21 protein-coding genes are annotated in these 19,994 nt (G+C 73.1%); 6 read left to right on the top strand and 15 right to left on the bottom strand.

Annotated elements, in window-relative coordinates; genetic code table 11:
* Positions 1 to 3: 3 nt before the first annotated feature.
* Entirely contained in the window at positions 4 to 927 is a 924-nt protein-coding gene (locus tag ACLJT4_RS35035; RefSeq protein WP_411128671.1) for a hypothetical protein, read from the bottom strand.
* 592 nt (positions 928 to 1,519) lie between these two features.
* On the opposite strand from ACLJT4_RS35035, the gene ACLJT4_RS35030 reads away from it, so the two are divergent.
* The gene (locus ACLJT4_RS35030; RefSeq protein WP_411128669.1) at positions 1,520 to 2,935 is read left to right on the top strand and encodes a hypothetical protein; all 1,416 of its coding nucleotides are present in this window, start codon (positions 1,520 to 1,522) and stop codon (positions 2,933 to 2,935) included.
* 87 nt (positions 2,936 to 3,022) lie between these two features.
* Here ACLJT4_RS35030 and ACLJT4_RS35025 read toward each other — a convergent pair whose 3' ends face one another.
* The 3 genes from ACLJT4_RS35025 to ACLJT4_RS35015 form a co-directional block, all read right to left on the bottom strand.
* Positions 3,023 to 4,183, bottom strand: a complete 1,161-nt coding sequence (locus ACLJT4_RS35025) for a TerD family protein (protein WP_411128667.1) — start codon at positions 4,181 to 4,183, stop codon at positions 3,023 to 3,025.
* 187 nt (positions 4,184 to 4,370) lie between these two features.
* A complete protein-coding gene (locus tag ACLJT4_RS35020) occupies positions 4,371 to 5,051 on the bottom strand; it encodes a transglycosylase SLT domain-containing protein (protein ID WP_411128665.1) in 681 nt (226 codons plus the stop codon).
* A 57-nt stretch (positions 5,052 to 5,108) separates the two neighbouring features.
* Positions 5,109 to 5,687, bottom strand: coding sequence for a TerD family protein (locus ACLJT4_RS35015; protein ID WP_016572786.1), 579 nt, complete (start codon positions 5,685 to 5,687; stop codon positions 5,109 to 5,111).
* Between the two features lie 157 nt (positions 5,688 to 5,844).
* Between ACLJT4_RS35015 and ACLJT4_RS35010 the strand changes: the two genes are divergently transcribed.
* Positions 5,845 to 6,258: a sec-independent translocase gene (locus tag ACLJT4_RS35010; protein WP_411128662.1), complete on the top strand. Its 414-nt coding sequence runs from the start codon at positions 5,845 to 5,847 to the stop codon at positions 6,256 to 6,258.
* 26 nt (positions 6,259 to 6,284) lie between these two features.
* Here the strand turns inward: ACLJT4_RS35010 and ACLJT4_RS35005 are convergent, their stop codons facing one another.
* From ACLJT4_RS35005 to ACLJT4_RS34995, 3 genes are all read right to left on the bottom strand, one after another.
* Positions 6,285 to 6,578, bottom strand: a complete 294-nt coding sequence (locus tag ACLJT4_RS35005) for an ArsR/SmtB family transcription factor (protein ID WP_232817344.1) — start codon at positions 6,576 to 6,578, stop codon at positions 6,285 to 6,287.
* A gap of 226 nt (positions 6,579 to 6,804) precedes the next feature.
* Positions 6,805 to 8,460 carry an LCP family protein gene (locus ACLJT4_RS35000; RefSeq protein ID WP_411128660.1) on the bottom strand — a complete coding sequence of 552 codons (1,656 nt, stop codon included), beginning with the start codon at positions 8,458 to 8,460 and terminating at the stop codon, positions 6,805 to 6,807.
* Positions 8,453 to 9,025, bottom strand: a complete 573-nt coding sequence (locus ACLJT4_RS34995) for a DUF6542 domain-containing protein (RefSeq protein ID WP_411128658.1) — start codon at positions 9,023 to 9,025, stop codon at positions 8,453 to 8,455. Before ACLJT4_RS34995 ends, ACLJT4_RS35000 begins: the two co-directional genes overlap by 8 nt.
* 382 nt (positions 9,026 to 9,407) lie before the next feature.
* Here ACLJT4_RS34995 and ACLJT4_RS34990 point away from each other — a divergent pair, with 382 nt between their 5' ends.
* From ACLJT4_RS34990 to recX, 4 genes are all read left to right on the top strand, one after another.
* The gene (locus ACLJT4_RS34990; protein WP_275462663.1) at positions 9,408 to 9,602 is read left to right on the top strand and encodes a DUF3046 domain-containing protein; all 195 of its coding nucleotides are present in this window, start codon (positions 9,408 to 9,410) and stop codon (positions 9,600 to 9,602) included.
* 45 nt (positions 9,603 to 9,647) lie between these two features.
* The gene (locus tag ACLJT4_RS34985) at positions 9,648 to 10,958 is read left to right on the top strand and encodes an AI-2E family transporter (RefSeq protein WP_411128656.1); all 1,311 of its coding nucleotides are present in this window, start codon (positions 9,648 to 9,650) and stop codon (positions 10,956 to 10,958) included.
* Between the two features lie 221 nt (positions 10,959 to 11,179).
* The gene (gene recA, locus ACLJT4_RS34980) at positions 11,180 to 12,304 is read left to right on the top strand and encodes a recombinase RecA (RefSeq protein ID WP_411128654.1); all 1,125 of its coding nucleotides are present in this window, start codon (positions 11,180 to 11,182) and stop codon (positions 12,302 to 12,304) included.
* A 6-nt stretch (positions 12,305 to 12,310) separates the two neighbouring features.
* Positions 12,311 to 12,979, top strand: a complete 669-nt coding sequence (recX, locus tag ACLJT4_RS34975; RefSeq protein ID WP_411128652.1) for a recombination regulator RecX — start codon at positions 12,311 to 12,313, stop codon at positions 12,977 to 12,979.
* A gap of 143 nt (positions 12,980 to 13,122) precedes the next feature.
* On the opposite strand, the gene ACLJT4_RS34970 is transcribed toward recX, so the two are convergent.
* The 8 genes from ACLJT4_RS34970 to ACLJT4_RS34935 all read right to left on the bottom strand — a co-directional run bounded on the left by ACLJT4_RS34970 (position 13,123) and on the right by ACLJT4_RS34935 (position 19,815).
* Positions 13,123 to 13,521 carry a rhodanese-like domain-containing protein gene (locus ACLJT4_RS34970; protein WP_411128650.1) on the bottom strand — a complete coding sequence of 133 codons (399 nt, stop codon included), beginning with the start codon at positions 13,519 to 13,521 and terminating at the stop codon, positions 13,123 to 13,125.
* Positions 13,521 to 14,060 carry a cysteine dioxygenase gene (locus ACLJT4_RS34965; RefSeq protein ID WP_411128648.1) on the bottom strand — a complete coding sequence of 180 codons (540 nt, stop codon included), beginning with the start codon at positions 14,058 to 14,060 and terminating at the stop codon, positions 13,521 to 13,523. Before ACLJT4_RS34965 ends, ACLJT4_RS34970 begins: the two co-directional genes overlap by 1 nt.
* 96 nt (positions 14,061 to 14,156) lie before the next feature.
* Positions 14,157 to 14,243 carry a putative leader peptide gene (locus ACLJT4_RS34960; protein WP_311203421.1) on the bottom strand — a complete coding sequence of 29 codons (87 nt, stop codon included), beginning with the start codon at positions 14,241 to 14,243 and terminating at the stop codon, positions 14,157 to 14,159.
* Entirely contained in the window at positions 14,236 to 16,035 is a 1,800-nt protein-coding gene (locus ACLJT4_RS34955; RefSeq protein WP_411128646.1) for an FAD-dependent monooxygenase, read from the bottom strand. The genes ACLJT4_RS34960 and ACLJT4_RS34955 overlap by 8 nt, the downstream gene beginning before the upstream one ends.
* 184 nt (positions 16,036 to 16,219) lie before the next feature.
* Positions 16,220 to 17,155 carry an amino acid ABC transporter permease gene (locus tag ACLJT4_RS34950; RefSeq protein ID WP_411128644.1) on the bottom strand — a complete coding sequence of 312 codons (936 nt, stop codon included), beginning with the start codon at positions 17,153 to 17,155 and terminating at the stop codon, positions 16,220 to 16,222.
* 91 nt (positions 17,156 to 17,246) lie between these two features.
* Positions 17,247 to 17,894, bottom strand: coding sequence for an amino acid ABC transporter permease (locus ACLJT4_RS34945; protein ID WP_351476931.1), 648 nt, complete (start codon positions 17,892 to 17,894; stop codon positions 17,247 to 17,249).
* A gap of 167 nt (positions 17,895 to 18,061) precedes the next feature.
* Entirely contained in the window at positions 18,062 to 18,973 is a 912-nt protein-coding gene (locus tag ACLJT4_RS34940; protein WP_411128642.1) for a glutamate ABC transporter substrate-binding protein, read from the bottom strand.
* A 56-nt stretch (positions 18,974 to 19,029) separates the two neighbouring features.
* A complete protein-coding gene (locus tag ACLJT4_RS34935; RefSeq protein ID WP_411128640.1) occupies positions 19,030 to 19,815 on the bottom strand; it encodes an amino acid ABC transporter ATP-binding protein in 786 nt (261 codons plus the stop codon).
* Positions 19,816 to 19,994 lie beyond the last annotated feature (179 nt).

Here is a 19,994-nt window from a genome sequence, read left to right as displayed (position 1 = left end):
CGGTCAACCCAGCGGCCGCCCGTAGGCGCGCAGGGTGAGCAGCGCCTCCAGTGTCACCATCGGACGGCTCTCCAACGCGGTGCCCGGTGCCCACAGGCGCCAGGTGACGGGCCAGCCGCCGTCGTCCCCCTGGAGCGCGACGAGGTGGTCCAGCGCCCGGTCCACCTCCTGGTCGGTGAACCAACTGCGGGCCAGCGAACGGGGCGTGGCCGCGTAGTGGTAGGCGAAGTGGTGCTCCCCGGGGGCGTACCCCTCCGGTACCGGGGCCTCGGCCGCCCGCGCGGGATCGAGGACGACCAGGCCCTGCTCCCGCACCAGTCGGCCCAGTCGCTGCGCCGCGGCGGCCGCCCGCGGCCGGTCCGGGGCGCCGTCCAGGAAGGCCACGGCCGCCGCGGCCTCGTAGGGGTGGGTCTGCTCCAGCGACTCCACGACCGCCCAGCAGTAGTCGGTGGCCCGGAAGAGCCAGGCGTGCCAGACCTGGTTGCGGTGCAGGAGCCCCACCACCGGGCCGGTGGCCAGGAGGGAGCTCGGCGGGGTGTCGACCACCGGGATCCAGGGTGCGGCCGGGTAGCCGCGCAGTGAGGGGTGCACCGCGGGCAGCGCCCCGTCGGGGGTCGAGATGCGGGTGAGGTAGCGGCAGATCCGTTCGACCCGGCGGCCGTCGCACCGCTCGATGCGGTCCAGGACCTTCAGGGCGTGCGCGGTGTGCAGCGGCTGGCTGACCGGGCCGCGCAGGTCGGGTTCCAGGGCGTGGCCGTAGCCGTCGTCGTCGTTGCGGTACGCGGTGAGCGCGGTCTCGACCGGGTCTGCGCCGCCGCCGAGGAAGTGGTACGCGAAGAGCCGCTGCTCCAGCACCCGGGCGGTCAGCCAGACGAACCGCTCGGCGCGCGCGAGAGGGGGCGCTGGGGGACTTTCGTTTTCGGCCATGGCCCGACCGTAGGGGCCAAACCCCGCGTGGGCACCGGCTCGCGGCCCGCTGCCCTCCGAGGGCGGGACCCTGGAGGCATCCGGTTGACGATCTCCGCGGTGGGCGCGGGGCGTCTTCAGGGGTGGGACGGGGATTGCGGGTTCGCGGTGCGCATGCTGCAATGCCGCGCGTGATGGGTCAACTCCCGCTGCACAGACGCCTCTTCCTGGACCTCGCGCGGCTCGCGTCCGCGGCGTGTCGTCCGGCGGGCCGCTGACCCCGCCCCGTTCGTCCTCTTTCGTACGTGTTCGTACCGGGCGTCAGTCGTCCGGGACGGCGGCCGGACCACCGTGCCCGGCCGATTCCGCGCCGGACCGCCGTGCGCGCGGCGTGCGGGACCGATCGTCCCGGATGCCGCCGCGCCGCCTGCCGGCCCCCGGGGTGCCGATGCCAACCGATCCTCCCGGTGGGCCGGTTGATCGGCGCCGCCCGTTCCGCACCACCGTCCCCACCGCTGACCGTGCGACCCGCGCGTGCACCGTCCCGCCCGCGCTTCCGGCGCGCCCGAATCCGGTGCGCGCCGTCCCCCTTCCCGAATCCTGGAGCCGATCCATGCCCCCTCGCAGCACCCGCGTTCTCGCGCTCGCCGCCGCCCTGGCCGCCGTCCTTGGTACGGCCGGGCCCGCGCGGGCCGCGGCCCCGCCCGCCAACCCCCACCTCGCCGCCGGTGGGGCGGGGGCCATGCACGGCGACAGTGCCTCGTCGGACACCACGCCCCGCAGCGGCCCCGGGGCCGGCGGGACCGTCAGCCACCGCACGGCGCTCCAGGCCGCCTGCCCGACCGTGGTCGCCGGGTCGGACGGCTACCCGGTGGCCGTGTGCACCGGCATGTTCGACCGGGCGCCGCACGTCCACCTGCTCGACCCGGCGACCGGCGCCTCGCTCACCGAACTGACGCTCGCCAAGTCCAGCGTCCTGGGCGGCATCTACAGCTATCTGGACGAGCGGGACCGGCTGGTGGTCGCCGACGGCTCCGGCGACCTGCTGCGGATCGCCCACACCAAGAAGGCGGACGGCGGCTGGGAACTGAAGGTCGTCGAGCGGACGCCGCTGACCGGCGCCGTGCCCGCCGGGGACAGCGTGGTCGGGCTCTCCCCGGACTGGCGGGGACGGGTGTGGTTCGCGACCGCGCACGGCCTCGTCGGCACGGTGGACACGACGACGAAGACGGTGCGGACGACGGACCTCGGCGAGCCCGTCGCCAACTCGATCTCCACCGCGCCCGAGGGCACCGCCGTCGCCACCGACCGCGCGCTGTACCTGCTGCGCGCGGGCGCGGACGGCACGCCGCGGGTGCTCTGGCAGCGGTCCTACGACCGCGGGCCGGCCCGCAAACCGGGGCAGCTCAGCCACGGGACGGGCGCCACCCCGACGTTCTTCGGGCCGCGCACCGGCTCCGAGTACCTGGCGATCACCGACAACGCCGCTCCCCAGGAGCACCTGATCGTGGTGTCCACCGAGGACAACCGCACGGTATGCCGGATACCGGTCCTCGACCCCAACGGCAGCGGCACCGAGAACTCGCCCATCGGGGCCGGCAACAGCGTCTACGTGGCCAGCACCTACGGCTACCCCTACCCGGCGGTGCCGGACGGCGCCGGGGCGGCGGAGCCGGCGAGCGCCCCGTTCTCCGGCGGGCTCACCCGGGTCGACGTCGACCGCGACGGGAGCGGCTGCGCGATCCGCTGGGACACCCGGATCCGCTCCGCCGCCGTGCCCAAGCTGTCCGTCGCGGACGGCACGCTCTACACCGTGGAGCGCACCGGCCTGCTGGACCCGGCACGGACCGGCATCCTGGACCGCTACGACTTCCTGGCCGTCGACGCGGAGACCGGACGGGTGACGAGCCGTCACCGCATGGGGACCGGCTTCCTCTTCGACACGCTCCAGATGGCGGGCAACGCCACGCCGGGCGGCGTGTGGTGGCAGGGCACCCTCACCGGGGTGGTGCGGATCGCGCCCCAGTGAGCGCGCGGGCGGCCCGGTGCCGAACGCGCCGGAGCCCGGCCGTGACGGGTCACGACCGGGCTCCGGCGGGTGCTGCCACGCGGCGGATCAGTACTCGTCGCCCTCGTAGTAGTTGTTGACGACCACCTCGGGCTCGTCGTCGTCGAACGCCTCGTTCAGCAGCGCACCGCCCACCAGGCCGGCGGCACCGGCGCCGATCAGCGCGCCGGTGCCGAAGCGCCGGCCGCCGCCCTGCTGGTGGTCCGGCTGCTGGGCGTAGCCCTGCTGGGGGTAACCCGGCTGCGCCTGCTGCGGGTAGCCCTGCTGAACGGGCTGCGGATAGCCGGCCTGGGCCGGGGTGTAGAACGGCGGCGCGGTGGTCTGCACCCGCTGCGCACAGCCGCCGCAGGTCTGGACCTGGCGCGGCACGCCCCACTGCGGGGACCACGTCACGGGCGTCATCCCGGGGCCGTGGCTGGGGTCGAAGAAGCAGGTCATGTCGGAACTTCCTGTCGGTTGCGGTGAGGTGGCAGGGGCGTAGCCCGGCCCGGACGGCGCCGCTCCGGCGGCCGGTGCCACGGCCACGGACGTCACCGTGGGCGTGGGCGGCGCCGGCGGGGCGGCGGGCCCGGTGGGCGCAGTGGAGGGGTGGGCGGGCGGCGCGGACTGGGCCGGTGCGGCCGCGGGGGCCGGCTCCTGGCGCAGCACGTCGACGCCGTAGTCCTGCGCGATGCCGGCGAGCCCGGAGGCGTAGCCCTGGCCGATCGCGCGGAACTTCCAGTCCGTGCCGTGGCGGTACAACTCGCCGAAGACCATGGCGGTCTCGGTGGCGGCCTGGCCGGACAGGTCGAAACGGGCCAGCTCGGCGCCGCCGGTCCGGTCGACCACGCGGATGTAGGCGCTGCTGAGCTGGCCGAAATTCTGCCGGCGCTGCTCGGCCTCGTAGAGCGAGACCGGGAAGACGATCTTGGCGACCTCGGGCGGGACCGCGGCGAGGTCGACCTCGATCTGTTCCTGGTCCTCGCCCGTGGGGCGGCTGCCCGAGTGGCGCACCGAACCGTCGGGGCTGGTGAGGTTGTTGAAGAAGACGAAGTGTTGGTCGGTCAGGACCGTGCCGGACTCGCCGCACAGCAGCGCGCTGGCGTCCAGGTCGTGACCGGTCCCCGTGGCGGTCGCCACCTGCCAGCCCAGCCCCACCCTGACGGCGGTCAGACCTGGGGCCTGTTTGCTGAGCGACACGTTGCCGCCCTTGGTCAGGGCCACGCCCATGAGCTTCCTCCATAACGTTCCCGGCGTCCGGCGTCCGGCGTCCGTCGGCTACAACGCCAAGGAAATCAGCAAGGTTCCCTATCTTGCGCAATGCCTGAAGTATCAGGGTGAGGCGGCGTCAAAAGCGCGCCACCACCGCGTCCTGACGCCTTCCTGTCGCCGGACCGTCACGGGGGTGACGGTCGCCTCACCGGTTGACGGCCCGGCCGGCCCGCGCCCAGTTCTCGTGCAGGCGGTCCAGGTAGGACTGGGCCTGGACGCCCGGCGGGGTGCCGTGCGCGAAGGCGCGCATGTTGCCCGCACCGGCGTTGTAGCCCAGCGCCAGCAGTTCGTCGCGGGTGTGCCCGACGGGCCGTGCGGGCAGTTGGCGGTCCAGGTCGTGCAGGTACCAGGCGGCCGCCTCGACGGCGAGGTCCCGGTCGTCCGGCAGTTCCTCCCACTTCCGGTCGGCGAACGCCCGGCCGCGCTTGACCTCGTCGAACGCGGCCCGGTGCATGTTGGCGACCCCGAACGCGGCATCGGGTTTGTAGCGCTGCCAGGCCCGCTCCAGGGCCGGGTCGTGCGGCTTGTAGGACTCGTTGTAGAGGATCGCCATCAGCAACTGGGGGCGGATGCCGGCGGCCGCCGCGTACCGGCGGACCGCGGCGGCGCAGTCGGCCGGGTCGTACGCCCCCGCCGACTGCGGGGCGGTCGTGCTGCCACCGGGCGTCGCGGACGGGGTGGCGTCCGGCGCGGCGGACGACGTGGCGGCCGGGCGCGGTGCGGCGTCCGGGGTGGTGCCGCCGCGGTCGGTGTGCGCCACGGCCCAGACGGCCAGGGCGGCACCCGGCAGCACCCACCACCGCCACCGCACCCGGGATGCAGCCATCTCCCGCTCCTTCCGCCCCGCACCGGCGTCCGGCGGACACCCTGCCCGGCGCGCCGTTCAGCCGACGTTGACCCCGAAGTCCTGGGCGATGCCGCGCAGGCCCGAGGCGTAACCCTGCCCGATGGCGCGGAACTTCCACTCCGCGCCGTGCCGGTAGACCTCGCCGAAGACCATGGCCGTCTCGGTGGAGGCGTCCTCGGTGAGGTCGTAGCGGGCGATCTCGCGGCCGTCGGCCTGGTTGACCACCCGGATGAACGCCTCGCGGACCTGGCCGAAGCTCTGACCGCGTTCCTCGGCCTCGTAGATGGAGACCGGGAAGACGATCTTGCCGACCTCGGCCGGGACCGCGGCCAGGTTCACCTGGATCTGCTCGTCGTCGCCGTGGCTGCCGCCGGTGAGGTTGTCACCGGAGTGCACCACGGAACCGTCGGGGCTGGTGAGGTTGTTGAAGAAGACGAAGTGCTGGTCGGTGAGGACCTTCCCGGACTGGGCGCACAGCAGGGCGGAGGCGTCCAGGTCGTAGTCGGCGCCGGTGGTGGTGCGGACGGCCCAGCCCAGGCCGATGGTCACCGCGCTGAGGCCCGGGGCCTCCTTGCTGAGCGAGACGTTGCCGCCCTTGGACAGGGTCACACCCATGAAAAACCCTCCAGCTGTCCTGAAACCTGTCTGTGCCGTCGTCCTGGACAACGCCGGGAACCCCGTCTTGGTTCCACGATTGCGCAATATCTAAAATGTCCGCGGACGTGCGTGACGCAGCGGTGCGGCGCACCGGCGACCCAAGAGGAGTGGCGGGATGTTCCTGGGCATGAGTACCCCCGACGTGCTCGTCATCGGCATCCTGGCGGTGCTGCTCTTCGGACCGGACAAACTACCGGAGTTCCTCCAGAACGCCACCGCGCTGGTACGCAAGGTGCGGAACTTCTCCGACCAGGCCAAGGAGGAGGTGCGCGCCGGACTGGGCCCGGAATTCAAGGACTTCGAGTTCACCGACCTGCACCCGCGGACCTTCGTGCGCAAACAACTGCTCGGCGACGACGGACTGGGCCTCGGGGAACTCCGCGACGGCCTCGGGGAACTGCGCGCCGCACTCGACCCGGAGCCGGCGGCGGCGCCGCACGCGAGCCGCGTGCCGGTGGACCTGCGCAAGCGGTCCGCGGCCGACGCCCCAACGGGGGAGCGCCCGCCGTTCGACGCCGACGCGACCTGAAGCGGTCCGCGCGCCCGGTGGGGCCCTCAGCCGCCCAGTCGGCGCAGGCGGGCCGGCGGCGCGTCCGCCTCGCGGGCGGCGAGTTGGACGACGAGCGTGCGCATCACCGCGACCGTGTCCGGGTCGTCGACGAAGTACACCACCCGCCGGCCCTCGCGGCGGGAGCGGACGAGGCCGGCCAGTTTGAGCTTGGACAGGTGTTGGCTGATGGCGGGCAGGGCGCCGCCCACGCGTTCGGCGAGGCCGCTGACGTCGCTCTCGCCCTGGGCGAGCGCCCAGACGATGTGCAGCCGCGGCGGCGAGGCCAGCAGGCCGAACATCCCGGCCGCCTCGGCCAGCACTTCGGCTGACGGGTCGACCGCCGCGCCCCTACTCCCGCCCGCACCTTCGACGCTCTTCACCACTGCGGCTCTCCCCGTATTAGGCCCCCGGTCGGCCCAGTCTAGGCGGCGCACCCCCGGCCCGTACGGTCGCCGGGGCGGGCGGTGCCCCGGAGGCGGCCGGGGCACCCGGTGGCCGACGGGGCCACCGGCCGCCCCTCGGGCGTCAGTTGACGCACGGGATGCCGCCCTCCTTGACGGAGTCGCCGGCGAAGGCGTCGGACGGCACGGGCGTGGGGGCGGCGTCCTGCCCGCCCGAGCCGGTGGACTTGCCCGACGTCGCCGGCGGGGTGGTGGCCCCGGTCGCCGGCGGGGCGGTGAAGTCGGCGCCGAGGACGACCTGTACGTGCCCGGCGGGCACCGAGGCCGAGGAGGCCGGCGCGCCGGCGCTCACACGGTCGGCGATCTGCCGGGCGGCGTCCTGGGCGCCGGCGCCGTACAGGACGGTGGTGCGCTGCCGGGGCGCGGCGTTGTCGGCGCGGCCCGGGGTGTAGCCGAGCGCGGTCAGCGCCTTGAGTTCGTCGGCGGCGGCCCCCGGCTTCGTCTGTCCGGCGCCGTTGAGGACGTCGACGGTGCCCGGCGCGGCCTTCGTCGACGGCGCGGGCGACGACGCGTCGTCGCCCGCGCCGCCCGGGCTCCCGGACTTCCCGCCGATCAGGGACTGCACGATGGACTGGATCTTGGGGACGTCCACCAGGTTGACGGACTCGCGGTTGCGGGTGGCGAATCCGGCGATCGGCAGGGTGTGGAACACCACGTTCCCGCCGGTCAGGTTGGTGGCCTGTTGGGCGAAGTCCAGGACGTCGAACTTGCTGTCGATCACCAGGTCCTTCTTCACCACGTCGAACAGCCCCTGGAGCTTGCCCAGGTCGCCGAAGACCCCCTCGCTCTTCAGCTTGTGGGTCACCGAGGACAGGAACGCCTGCTGGCGGTGGGTGCGGTCCAGGTCGCCGCCCTCCAGGCCGTGCCGCTGCCGGACGAAGGCGAGCGCCTGCTTCGGGTCGAGCTGTTGGCGGCCCGCCGGGAAGTCGGCGCCCGAGTAGCGGTCCTTCACCGGGTGCTTCAGGCAGACCTCGATGGGCTGGAGGACCTTGGCGATGTCGTAGAAGCCCAGCAGGTTGACCTCGGCGAAGTGGTCGATCGGCACCTTGAGGAAGTTCTGCACGGTGGCCAGCGTCGCCTCCCGACCGGCCTCCCGGCTCCGGCTCTCCAGGTCGGCGCCCTTGACCCCCTGGGCGGAGAACTTGTCGTGGGCGACCGTGTAGGCGTTGGCGTACGCCTCCTTGATCTTGAAGTGCCCCTGGGAGGTGCCGTCCCCGTTGAAGGTCTGCACGTAGTCGTCGCGCGGGATGGAGAACGCGGTGACCTTCCCGCCGTCCGCCGGGATGTGCATCAGGATCAGGGTGTTGGTGTTGTAGTAGCCGATGTCGCTGGACCCGGCGTGCAACTGGTCCCGGACGAACTCCCGCGGCAGGTCGTTGCCGTTCATGTCCTTGCGCGAGTCCAGGCCGATCAGCAGCAGGTTGACGGAGTTGTCCAGGTGCTTGGGCGCGTCCTTGCCGCCGATGGCGTTGAGCGCGTCGGAGGTGGTCAGCCCGCTGCTGACCCAGTTGTACGCCGCCCACGACACCCCGCTGGCCAGGAGGACCAGCGCCGAGGACAGGGCCAGCGCGGTCCGGCCGGCGACGACCAACGGGGAGCGCCGTCGGTCGCCCCGCCCACGGGGCGCGCGGCGGCGTGCGGCCCGGCCGCCCGTCCCGCCGGACTCCCGGTCGTCCGGTCCGTACGGACTCCGCCCGTAGGGGCTCCGCTCGTCATGCACCGCTGTTCCTCCCGCTCCGCTTCCGGCCGCCGCGCCGGCCCGCCCGCACGCCGCGGACCAGCAGCACCGCGATCAGCACCGCCTCGGCCGCCGCCATGGCCGGGAACCCGTCCACGGCCCAGCGCACCGCCGCCGTCGCCAGCCCCTTGCCCTGGAGGGTGGTGGTGCCGGCCGCCTCCTCGCACGCCACGGTGACCATCGCCACCACCAGGGGCGGCGCGGATATCAGCCACCAGGCGCCGGCCCGGGTGCAGGTCCGCGCGGCCAGCGCCGCACCGAGCGCCGCGGTGACCGCGAACACCCAGCCCGGCCGGCCCCAGAGCGCCGTGTCGACCAGGGCGCCGGCGGCGGCCACCACCAGCGCCACCGCGGCGGCCCGGGCCGCCCGGCGCCCGCGGCCCGCCCGGTCCGGTCGGGCGCCGGCCCGTCCTGGCGCCGGCCCGATGTCCGTTCCCGGATGCCGCTCCCCGCGGCGGCGGGGACCCGGCACCCGGCGTGACACCCGTGTCGGGTTCCGGGCCAGGTCGTCGTAGCCGTCAGGGGCTTCGGTGCGCTGACCTGTCATTCGCATCCTTTGGACGGTCGGACCGGCGAAGCGGTCTCGGGGCATGCCGCACGGTGGCGGAAGAGGGTGGTTCCGGCCAGGAAGACGACGATTGCGCCGAGCCGGTTTCACGTTCGACTGCTTGATTGCGCAATCTAGCAAGTGTGTCGGGGTGGTCCGTGCCAGCCTCCCGGGGCGCGCCGCGACCGGCCGGGGTGCGGGCGGGCAGGCCGCCCCGCCCCGCCGGCACACCCCGCGGCTTGGACGGCCGCCCGCCCTCGCTGGCCCTTCGACCGGCTCCGGCGGTATGAAGGGGCCGGACCCGGAACGCCCCTGGGGCGCGTGCACCGGGCGGCGGGAAGCCGGGGAAGGTGCAGGCCGAAGCGGGTGTGAGGCGGGAATCATGCGGTTGACGGTGTTCTGGGAGCGGATGGCGGACCACTTCGGTGCGGCCTACGCCGACTCGTTCGCGCGCGACCACGTGATGGCGGGGCTCGGTGGCCGCACCGTCCACGAGGCGCTGGCGGCGGGCTGGAGCGCCAAGGAGGTCTGGCGCGTGGTCTGCACGGTGATGGACGTGCCGCAGGACAAGCGCTGAGCCGGCCCGGGCCCGGTGTCGGCCCGGTGCGCGACACTGGGCAGCGTGCGCGTGACAGATGAGACCAGCAGCCACGACGGCTCCCGCCCCGCCGACCCGCCCCAGGCCCGGCCCGACGACGACCGGTACGGGGCGCGGATGCCGCGCTGGCTCCCGCGCGCCATGGTGCTCGCGCTCGCCCTGGTGGCGTGCTTCCAGCTCGCCACCTGGGGCTTCCACCAGCTGATCGGGCTGCTGCTGAACGTGCTGATCGCGTTCTTCCTGGCCCTGGCCGTCGAGCCGGCCGTCGACTGGATGGCCGCCCGCGGCATGCGGCGCGGACTCGCCACCGGCCTGGTGTTCCTCGCGATCCTCGTCGGCACGATCGGCTTCTTCGCGCTGCTGGGCTCCATGGTGGCCGGGCAGATCGCCACCATGGTCGAGGAGTTCCCGCAGTACCTGGACTCCGTCATCAGCTGGATCAACGAGACCTTCCACACCCACCTCTCCCGGGTCCAGGTGCAGAACAACCTGCTGAACTCCGACTGGTTGCAGAAGTACGTCCAGGACAGCGCCAACAACGTCCTGGCGGTCTCCGCGCAGGTGCTCGGCGGGCTCTTCAACCTCCTCACCATCGCGCTGTTCTCGTTCTACTTCGCCGCCGACGGCCCCCGGCTGCGGCGGGCGCTGTGCTCGGTGCTGCCGCCGCGCCGGCAGGCCGAGGTGCTGCGCGCCTGGGAGATCGCGGTCGCCAAGACCGGCGGCTACCTCTACTCCCGTGGCCTGATGGCGCTGATCTCCGGCGTCTCGCACTACGTCCTGCTGGAGATCCTGGGCGTGCCCTACGCGCCGGCGCTCGGCATCTGGGTCGGCCTGATCTCGCAGTTCGTGCCGACGATCGGCACGTACCTGGCGGGTGCGCTGCCCATCCTGATCGCGTTCACCGTCAACCCCTGGTACGCGCTGTGGGTCTTCGGCTTCGTCGTGGTCTACCAGCAGTTCGAGAACTACCTCCTCCAGCCCCGGATCACCGCGAAGACCGTGGACATCCACCCCGCCGTCGCGTTCGGCTCGGTGATCGCCGGCACGGCCCTGATGGGTGCGGTCGGCGCGCTGATCGCGATCCCGGCCACCGCGACCCTTCAGGCGTTCCTCGGCGCCTACGTCAAGCGCTACGAGGTCACCGCCGACCCGCGGGCCGGCTTCCGGGCGAGGCGTCGGAGCCGGGCCCGGGACGGTGGCGGCGAGGGCGCGTCGGAGCCGGCCCGGGCGGCGGACGGGGAGCCGGTGCGGGCCCCCGAGCGGGAGCCGGCCGCCGGTGCGCCGGGCGGCGAGGAGAAGGCCGTGCCGCAGGCGGCGCGGCCGGCCGGCGAGTGAGGCCGGCGGTGCCGCGGTGCCGGGCGCGGCGCGCTTGACACCAAAATCGAACATCCATTCTCATGGGGGCTCCGGCCGCTCCACGCGGCTCCGGCCCACGGGAATCCCGGGCCGAGCGCCGAGTTATCCACAGGCCGGGGCCGGGTCCGGGCGCATTGTCAGTGGCAGGCGTTAGCGTCATGGACGTGAAGCGATCGACTCAAGCAAACCGGGTGGAACCCATGGCAGGCACCGACCGCGAGAAGGCGCTGGACGCCGCACTCGCACAGATTGAACGGCAATTCGGCAAGGGCGCGGTCATGCGCATGGGCGAGCGGTCCAGGGAGCCCATCGAGGTCATCCCGACCGGCTCGACCGCCCTCGACGTCGCGCTCGGCGTCGGCGGCCTGCCGCGCGGCCGGGTCGTGGAGGTCTACGGACCGGAGTCCTCCGGTAAGACCACCCTGACCCTGCACGCGGTGGCGAACGCACAGAAGGCCGGCGGCCAGGTCGCGTTCGTGGACGCCGAGCACGCCCTGGACCCCGAGTACGCGCAGAAGCTCGGCGTCGACATCGACAACCTCATCCTGTCCCAGCCGGACAACGGCGAGCAGGCGCTGGAGATCGTCGACATGCTGGTCCGCTCCGGCGCCCTGGACCTCATCGTGATCGACTCCGTGGCCGCCCTGGTGCCGCGGGCCGAGATCGAGGGCGAGATGGGCGACTCCCACGTCGGCCTCCAGGCCCGTCTGATGAGCCAGGCCCTGCGGAAGATCACCAGCGCGCTCAACCAGTCCAAGACCACCGCGATCTTCATCAACCAGCTCCGCGAGAAGATCGGCGTGATGTTCGGCTCCCCGGAGACCACGACCGGTGGCCGTGCGCTGAAGTTCTACGCCTCCGTCCGGATCGACATCCGCCGGATCGAGACCCTCAAGGACGGCACCGATGCGGTCGGCAACCGCACCCGCTGCAAGGTCGTCAAGAACAAGGTCGCGCCCCCCTTCAAGCAGGCCGAGTTCGACATCCTCTACGGCCAGGGCATCAGCCGCGAGGGCGGCCTGATCGACATGGGCGTCGAGCACGGCTTCATCCGCAAGTCCGGCGCCTGGTACACCTACGAGGGCGACCAGCTCGGCCAGGGCAAGGAGAACGCCCGCAACTTCCTCAAGGACAACCCCGACCTCGCCAACGAGGTCGAGAAGAAGATCAAGGAGAAGCTGGGCGTCGGAGTGAAGCCCGAGGCCGTCGCGGCGGAGCCCGGTACGGACGCCGCCGGCCCGGCCGAGGCTCCGGCCAAGGCCGCCGCACCGGCCGCGGCCGCCAAGAGCGCCAAGGGCGCCAAGGCCGCGGCGGCCAAGAGCTGACGCGCCATGACACGGCGAACGGAATGGCCGGACAGCGCCGGTTTCGGCAGCGCTGCCGGCGACGCCGAGAACCGTAGCCGCCGCAACCGCGGTGCCGCCCCCGAAGAGGACGGCGCCGCCAGGGACGGCGGTGGCTCCCTCCCGTCGAGGGCCGGGTCGGGGCCGCCGCGCACGCCCGAGGAGCAGGCGCGGGCGATCTGCCTGCGCCTGCTCACCGGGAGCGCGCGCACCCGCCGGCAGCTGGCGGACGCCCTGCGAGAGCGGGGCATCCCCGACGAGGCCGCGGAGGAGGTGCTCGCCCGCTTCGAGGACGTCGGGTTGATCGACGACGCGGCCTTCGCCGACGCCTGGGTGGAGTCCCGGCACCACGGCCGGGGCCTGGCCCGCCGCGCCCTCGCCCGGGAGCTGCGTACCAAGGGGGTGGACTCCGCCCTGATCGACGAGGCCGTCGGTCGGCTCGACGCCGAACAGGAGGAGTCCACCGCGCGCGAGCTGGTCGCGCGCAAGCTGCGCACGACCCGCGGTCTGGACCGCGACAAGCGGTTGCGCCGGCTGGCCGGCATGCTGGCCCGCAAGGGCTACCCGGAGGGCCTCGCCCTCCGCGTCGTCCGCCGCGCGCTGGAGGAGGAGGGCGAGGACCCGGACCTCCTCGACCACCACCTCCCGGACGCCTGACCGGGCCCGGGACGCCGGCCCACCGCGCTCGCCCCGGCCCACGACTCCCGGGGCCCGGCCGACCCGGTCGGGGAGTTGAGCGGGCCGGGCCGCGGCACCGCCCAACCCGCCGCCCCACGACGGGAGTCGACTCGCCGCCGGCGCTAGCCCTCCGCCGGCAAACCCGCCCCCTGCACCGGCAGCCCCGCCTCCCGCCACGCCTGGAAGCCGCCGATCAGGTCGGTGGCGCGGTGCAGGCCGAGGGCGTGCAGGGAGACCGCGGCGAGGCTGGAGGCGTACCCCTCGTTGCAGATCACCACGATCGGCAGGTCGTGGTGGGTCGCCTCGGGGGCGCGGTGCTCGCCCGTGGGATCGAGGCGCCACTCCAACTCGTTGCGCTCGACGACCAACGCCCCGGGGATGGTCCCGTCGCGTTCCCGCAGCCGCGCGTAGCGGATGTCCACCAGCAGCCCGCCGGCCTCCTGGAGCGCCGCGGCCCGTGCGGGGTCCACCCGGTCCAGTCCGCGCCGGGCCCGTGCCAGCAGTTCGTCGACCGTGCTCATCACCACTCCTCCGGACGTTCGACCTCTTCCAGCCGCAGCACCGCGCCGGTGCGGCTGTACCGCCGCATCAACGGCAGTGGCGGGTAGTAGGCGTGCACCGACACCGCATGGGCGTCGGACGAGAGGTTGAGCACCTGGTGCACGTGGTGCGGGCCGAACGCCCTTCCCCGGCCGTCGCTCAACCGCCGCTCCCGGTCGACGTCGTCGGCGAGTTCCAGGGTCTTCCACCCCTCGGTGGGGATCGCGGCGGCGAGCGACTGCTCGGTCAACTCCCCGGCGGCCGCCGCGAAGGCACCGCGGGAACCGCCGTGGTCGTGCCAGCCGGTGCCGGTGCCGGGCGGCCAGCCGATCAGCCATGCCTCGCTGCCGCCGGGCCCGTCCAGCCGGACCCAGGTGCGGCCCTCCGGATCGAGCGGCAGGGACGCGACCAGCGCGCGGTCGGCGGCGGTGCGGCGGGCGAAGTCGAGGAGTTCGGCGGCGCTGGGGCCGCCGTCCTGGGCGCGGGCGCGCGGGCGCGCAGGCAGGTGTACGTCGGGCACGGGAACCGTCCTGAGTGATCGGGGGCGCGACCGCCGGAGTCCGGCGCACTGCCGCGCGGGGAGGACCACCGCGGCGAACGACCGCGGCGGTGGGGATCAACAGGACGGACGACACGTGCAGCCCGCGTAGCGGACCAGGTCCAGATGGACCCTCCGCCAGAACCGCGAGCTGTGATCAGTCACCCTCGGAGTGAAGCACGGAGCTTCCCGGAGGGTCAACCGGCACCGCGTCCCCCACCGGCTCCGTCACCGCGTCGAGCGGCCCGCCCCCTTGGGCCGGCACGTCCGCGGTCGGTCGGCGGCCCGCCGCCCCGTCGGCCCCGCCGCGCACCGCCTCGGCGCAGGCGGCCAGTTCGTCGGGCCGGACCCCGGACAGCGCGGCGACCAGATGGCCGTCGGGCCGCACCACGAGCACGGTGTGCGCCGCGGCGCCCGGATACGCCTCGGTGACCAGGATCTCCGCACGCATCGGCAGCGCCCCGACCGCGTCCGTCAGCCGCGGCATCAACCCCGCCGACTGCCAGTGCCGTCGGTCCCAGACCCCGGTGCCGGGCGCCACCAGCACCACCAACAGCCCGCGCCCGAGCCGGTCGCGCAGCCCCACCGACGCACCGTCGGAGGCGGTCACCGGCACGTCCACCACGGGTGCCCCCGGGAGGGTGCCGACCGCCGTCTCGCCGGGCAGGCCGTCGGGGGCGGCCAGCGGCGTCCGCGGGTAGGCCGGGGCCGCGCCGAGCGGACCGCGGCCCAGATGGCCGTCGGTCAGCAGGGTGCTGCGTCCGCGCGCCGCGCCGGGCAGCACCGTCCGCCACCGCACCGCGCCGCCGTCCCGCAGCAGCGGCAACGCCGAGTCCGCGGCCCGCAGTCGGGCGGCGACCGCGCCCCGCCGCTCGATCTGGTAGCTGTCCAAGAGGTCCTCGGTGGCACCGTGATGCCAGGCCAGGCCCAGTTTCCAGGCGAGGTTCTCGGCGTCCCGCAGGCCCTCGTCCAGGCCCTGGGTGCCCAGGGCGCCGAGCAGGTGGGCGGCGTCGCCGGCCAGGAAGGCGCGACTCCGCCGCCAGGTCCGGGCCAGCCGGTGGTGGACGGTGTGGACGCCGGTGTCGAGGAGTTCGTAGGGCGGGACCAGGCCGGTGTGCGGGCGTCCGCCCGCGGCGCCCTCGTCGGCGGACCCGTCGGCGGCCTCGGCGGCCCAGCCGGCCAGCGAGTCGCGGATCCGGGCCACCAGCGCGTCCGGGGTGACCAGCTCGCGCCCCGGGGGCAGCAGCCAGTCCAGCCGCCAGACCCCACCGGGCAGCGGCCGGGCGGACACCTCGCTGACCCGGCCGCCCCCGTGTCGGGCCGGCGCGCGGTGCAGCAGCGCCTCGTCGGGCCAGGGGAGTTCGGTACGCAGCGTGGCCACCGCGTGCCGCTCGACGGCGGTGCGGCCCGGGAAGCGGACGTCCAGCAGCTTGCGGACGGTGGACCGCGGGCCGTCGCAGCCGACCAGGTAACTCCCGCGCCACCACGTCCCGTTGTCCCCGCGGGTCTGGGCGCTGACGCCCTTGTCGTCCTGTTCGACGGCGGCCAGCCGGCTGTCGTGGACGATCTGGGCGAGCGGTTCGCCGGCCAGCGCGGCGCGCAGCGCGCGGGTGAGCGCGTGCTGGGGCAGGTGCACCGGGGACGCGCCGGCACCGGAGTCGTCCCGGTCCGGCGCGGCGGTGCCGTCGGCGGCGAAGGCGACCCGTTCCAGCAGTCGGCGGCGGCGCATGGTGCGCCACGCCGACCAGCGGGCGCCGTCGGCCGCCAGGGATTCCGCGCAGCCGAGCCGGGCGGCGAACGCCGCGGTGTCCGGGCGGAGCACGACGGTGCGGGCCGGCCGGACCTCCTCCTTGCCGCCGGTCTCGTCGAGGACGACGACGGGGACGCCGTGCCGGGCCAGGGCGAGGGCGAGGGCGAGACCGACCGGGCCGGCCCCGACGACGATCACCGGCTCCACGGGGCGGCTCCCTGGATCCGGCGGTGCGTACGGGACGTGCGGGAACTGACGGTGGGGGCCCGGTGCGTGATCACACAGCGTATGCAACCCATTGCGACCGCTGGCGTCAAGTGACGGAGGCGGTGGCGCCGTTGCCACCGCCTCCGGACGGTCGGTGTCGGCCGCGGGGCGACCGGACGTTCCGTCAGTCCTTCGTGGCCGCCGGCGCGTCGGCGACCGGACCGGTCGGTTCCGCGGCGTCCCCGGCCGCCACCGGCTCCGCGGCCGGGGCCACGCCGATGCCGGTGCGGGCCCGGCGGCCGCGCCGCTCGATCCAGTTGGCCAGGGCGGACAGCGCCAGGCACATCGCCACGTAGATGCTGCCGATGACGGTGATCACCGGGATGTAGGTGTCGTTCCCGTTGACGATGATGTTGGTGCTCATCAGCCGGGCGGTGTAGAGGAGCTCCTCGAAGGTGATGATGTAGCCCAGCGAGGTGTCCTTCAGGGTCACCACCAGCTGGCTGATGATCGTCGGCAGCATCGCGCGGATCGCCTGCGGGACCAGCACCGTCGTCATGACCTGCGTCTTGGTCATGCCGAGCGCGTACGCGGCCTCCCGCTGGCCCTTGGGCACGGCGTTGATGCCGGCCCGCAGCACCTCGGCCTGCACCGAACCGTTGTAGACCGTCAGGCCCACGACCAGGGCCCAGAACTGCGGCTGGCTGCCGGTCAGGCCCAGCGCGTCACGGTTGGTGAGGAGGATGACCCACAGCGCGTAGATGGTGATCAGCAGCGGGACGGCGCGGAACAGCTCGACGAAGCCGGTGGCCAGCCAGCGGATCGGCTTGTGGTCGGAGAGCCGGGCCACCGCCAGCAGCACGCCCAGCGCCAGCGACAGCACCGCCGCCACCGCGAAGACCTGGAGGGTGGTCAGCACGCCGTCGCGGATGCTGGTCCGCACGCCGGCGTAGTTGAAGATCCGCCAGACCTCGGGGTCCAGCTGGCCCTTGGAGTCCAGCCGCAGGATCGCGAAGGCGATCAGTCCCAGCACCGCCAGCGCGCCGATGACGCTGTAGATGCGGTTGCGGGCCTTCGCCTTCGGACCCGGCACGTCGTAGAGGACGCTCGCGCCACTCATGCCCTTACCTCGCTTCGTCCCGCCCCGCCGGTGCGCGGCGACGGCGCCCGTCCGTGGGTGTCGTTCCTGGTGTTGCGGCCGTCGGATCCGCTCATCGGGCGACCCCCATCCGGCGCTCCAGCAGCCGGAACAGGCCGCTGACCGCGAAGGTGATGACGAGGTAGGCGAGTGCCGTCCACAGGAAGATCCAGGCGATCGCGTAGCCCTTGTCGTTGAGCAGCTTGGAGACGTTGAAGAGCTCGCCGTACCCGAACGCGCCGGCGATCGCGGAGTTCTTGGTGAGCGCGATGATGATGCTGCTCAGCGGCGGGATCACGGTGCGGGTGGCCTGCGGGAGCACGATCAGCCGCAGCGTCTGGGAGAAGCTCATGCCCAGGCTCCGGGCCGCCTCCGCCTGCCCCAGCGGCACGGTGCTGATGCCGGACCGCACCGCCTCGCACACGAACGACGACGTGTAGAAGCCGAGCGCCAACGTGCCCAGGACGTAGGGGCTGGCCCCCTGGAAGATGATCTGCGGCACGACGAAGAACGCGACCAGGAAGAGCAGCGTCAGGGGCGTGTTGCGCAGCACCGTCACCCAGGCCGTGCCGAAGACGCGCAGCGGCGGGACCGGAGAGACCCGGAAACCGGCTATGAGCACGCCGAGCACCAGCGCGAGCAGCGCGGCGGACGCGGTGATCGCCAGGGTTCCGAGGAACCCGTCCCGGAACTCGGGCAGATAATCGAGGAGTACGTTCATGGGGTCTCCGCGGTAGCGGTCGGGTCGGCGGCGGGGAACGGCGGGGTACTACGGGGCACCGCGCGGCACCGCCCGCAGGTCGGTGGGGCGCGCGGAAGGCAGCGCGCCCCGCACACCCGTCGCGGCGGGCGTACGGGGCGGCGCTGTCCGGTGCGTTGCGCGGGCCGTCAGTAGCGCGGCAGCGGCGTCTCCGGGGCGACGTAGGGGGAGCCGGACTTGCCGAGCGTGCCCTCGTACGCCTTCTTGTAGTCACCGTTCTTGATGTGGTTCTCCAGCGCGGTGGTGATCGCCTCGCGCAGGGCCTTGTCGTCCTTGCCCAGGCCGACGCCGTAGGGCTCCTTGGTGAAGGGCTTCCCGACGACCCGCAGCTTGCCCGGGCGCTGGGCGGCGTAGCCCTTGAGGATCGCGTCGTCGGTGGTGACCGCGTCGACCGACCCGTCCAGCAGGGACTTCACGCAGTCCGAGTACTTCGACAGCTCGGTGGTGACCGCGCCGTACTTCGGCTTCTTGATCTCCTGGAGCGGGGTGGAGCCGACGATCGAGCAGACCTTCTTGCCCTGGAGGGCGTCCGGCCCGGTGATGGCCTTGTCGTCCTGGCGCACCAGGAGGTCGGCGCCGGCGGTGTAGTACGGGCCCGCGAAGCTGACCTGCTTCTTGCGCTCGTCGTTGATCGTGTACGTGCCGACGTAGTAGTCGACCTGGCCCTTGGAGATGGCGGTCTCACGGACGTTCGAGTCGACCGTCTGGAAGTTGATCTGCTTGTCGGAGAAGCCCAGGTCGGCGGCGACCATCTTGGCGATCTCGATGTCGAAGCCGGAGTAGGTGTTGGTCGCCGGGTCCTTGAAGCCGAGGAACGGCTGGTCGGCCTTGACACCGATGGTGATCTTGCCGGCCTTCTGGGCCTTCTTCAGCGTCGCGGAGTCGACCTTGACGTCCTTGGCGACCTTGTAGTCGGCGCTGTAGACGTCGCTTCCAGGCTGCTTGTCGCCCGCCGAGCCCGACTCGCCACCGCAGGCGGTCGCCGTCGCCGCCAGCGCGAGCACCATGGCACCCGCAGCAGCCGTCTTACGCATCCTCATGGTGAACATCCTTTGGTTCAACAGGTGTTGGCAATCATGGTGGCCCAACCGCGGCCTCAGTGATGGAGGATCTTCGACAGGAAGTCCTTTGCCCGGTCACTGCGCGGGTTGTTGAAGAACTGGTTCGGTTCGGCCTCTTCGATGATCTTGCCGTCCGCCATGAAGACGACCCGGTTCGCCGCGGAGCGCGCGAACCCCATCTCGTGGGTGACCACGACCATCGTCATCCCGTCCCGGGCGAGCTGCTGCATGACCTCCAGCACCTCGTTGATCATCTCCGGGTCCAGGGCCGAGGTCGGCTCGTCGAAGAGCATCACTTTCGGGTCCATCGCCAGGGCGCGGGCGATCGCCACCCGCTGCTGCTGGCCGCCGGAAAGCTGTGCGGGGTACTTCTCCGCCTGGGCGCCGACGCCGACCCGGTCGAGCAGCGCGCGGGCCTTCTCCTCCGCGGTCGCCTTGTCCGTCTTGCGGACCTTGGTCTGGCCCAGCACCACGTTTTCCAGCACCGTCTTGTGCGCGAAGAGGTTGAAGGACTGGAACACCATGCCCACGTCGGCGCGCAGTCGCGCCAGTTCGCGCCCCTCCTGGGGCAGCGGTTTGGCGTCGATGCTGATGTCGCCGGTGTCGATGGTCTCCAGGCGGTTGATCGTGCGGCAGAGCGTGGACTTGCCGGACCCGGAGGGCCCGATCACCACGACCACCTCGCCGCGTCGGATCGTCAGGTTGATGTCCTGGAGCACGTGCAGCGCGCCGAAGTGCTTGTTCACGTTGTCCAGGACGACCAACGGGTCACCCGTGGGCGCAGGGCCCCCGGCGTTCTTGGTCACCGATACTTCGCTCATCGGCGTACAGCTCCGTCCTCCTCGGTTGGGAGGACCCTAATGACGGCCCGCGACCAGCGTCATTACATCTGAGGGAGAATTGAGCATAACGATCCGGCCGCAAACGGACACTTAGGGTGAACGGGCGGCTCGGGGGCCCGCGGCCCAGTTACCGACGGTATGCGGTCGGGGGGTACCGG

This window comes from Streptomyces sp. x-19 (assembly GCF_046549115.1).
GTDB lineage: Bacteria > Actinomycetota > Actinomycetes > Streptomycetales > Streptomycetaceae > Streptomyces > Streptomyces albulus_C.
The sequence above is the reverse complement of the archived record's forward strand: the minus strand, read 5'-3'. Positions and strand labels throughout refer to the sequence as shown.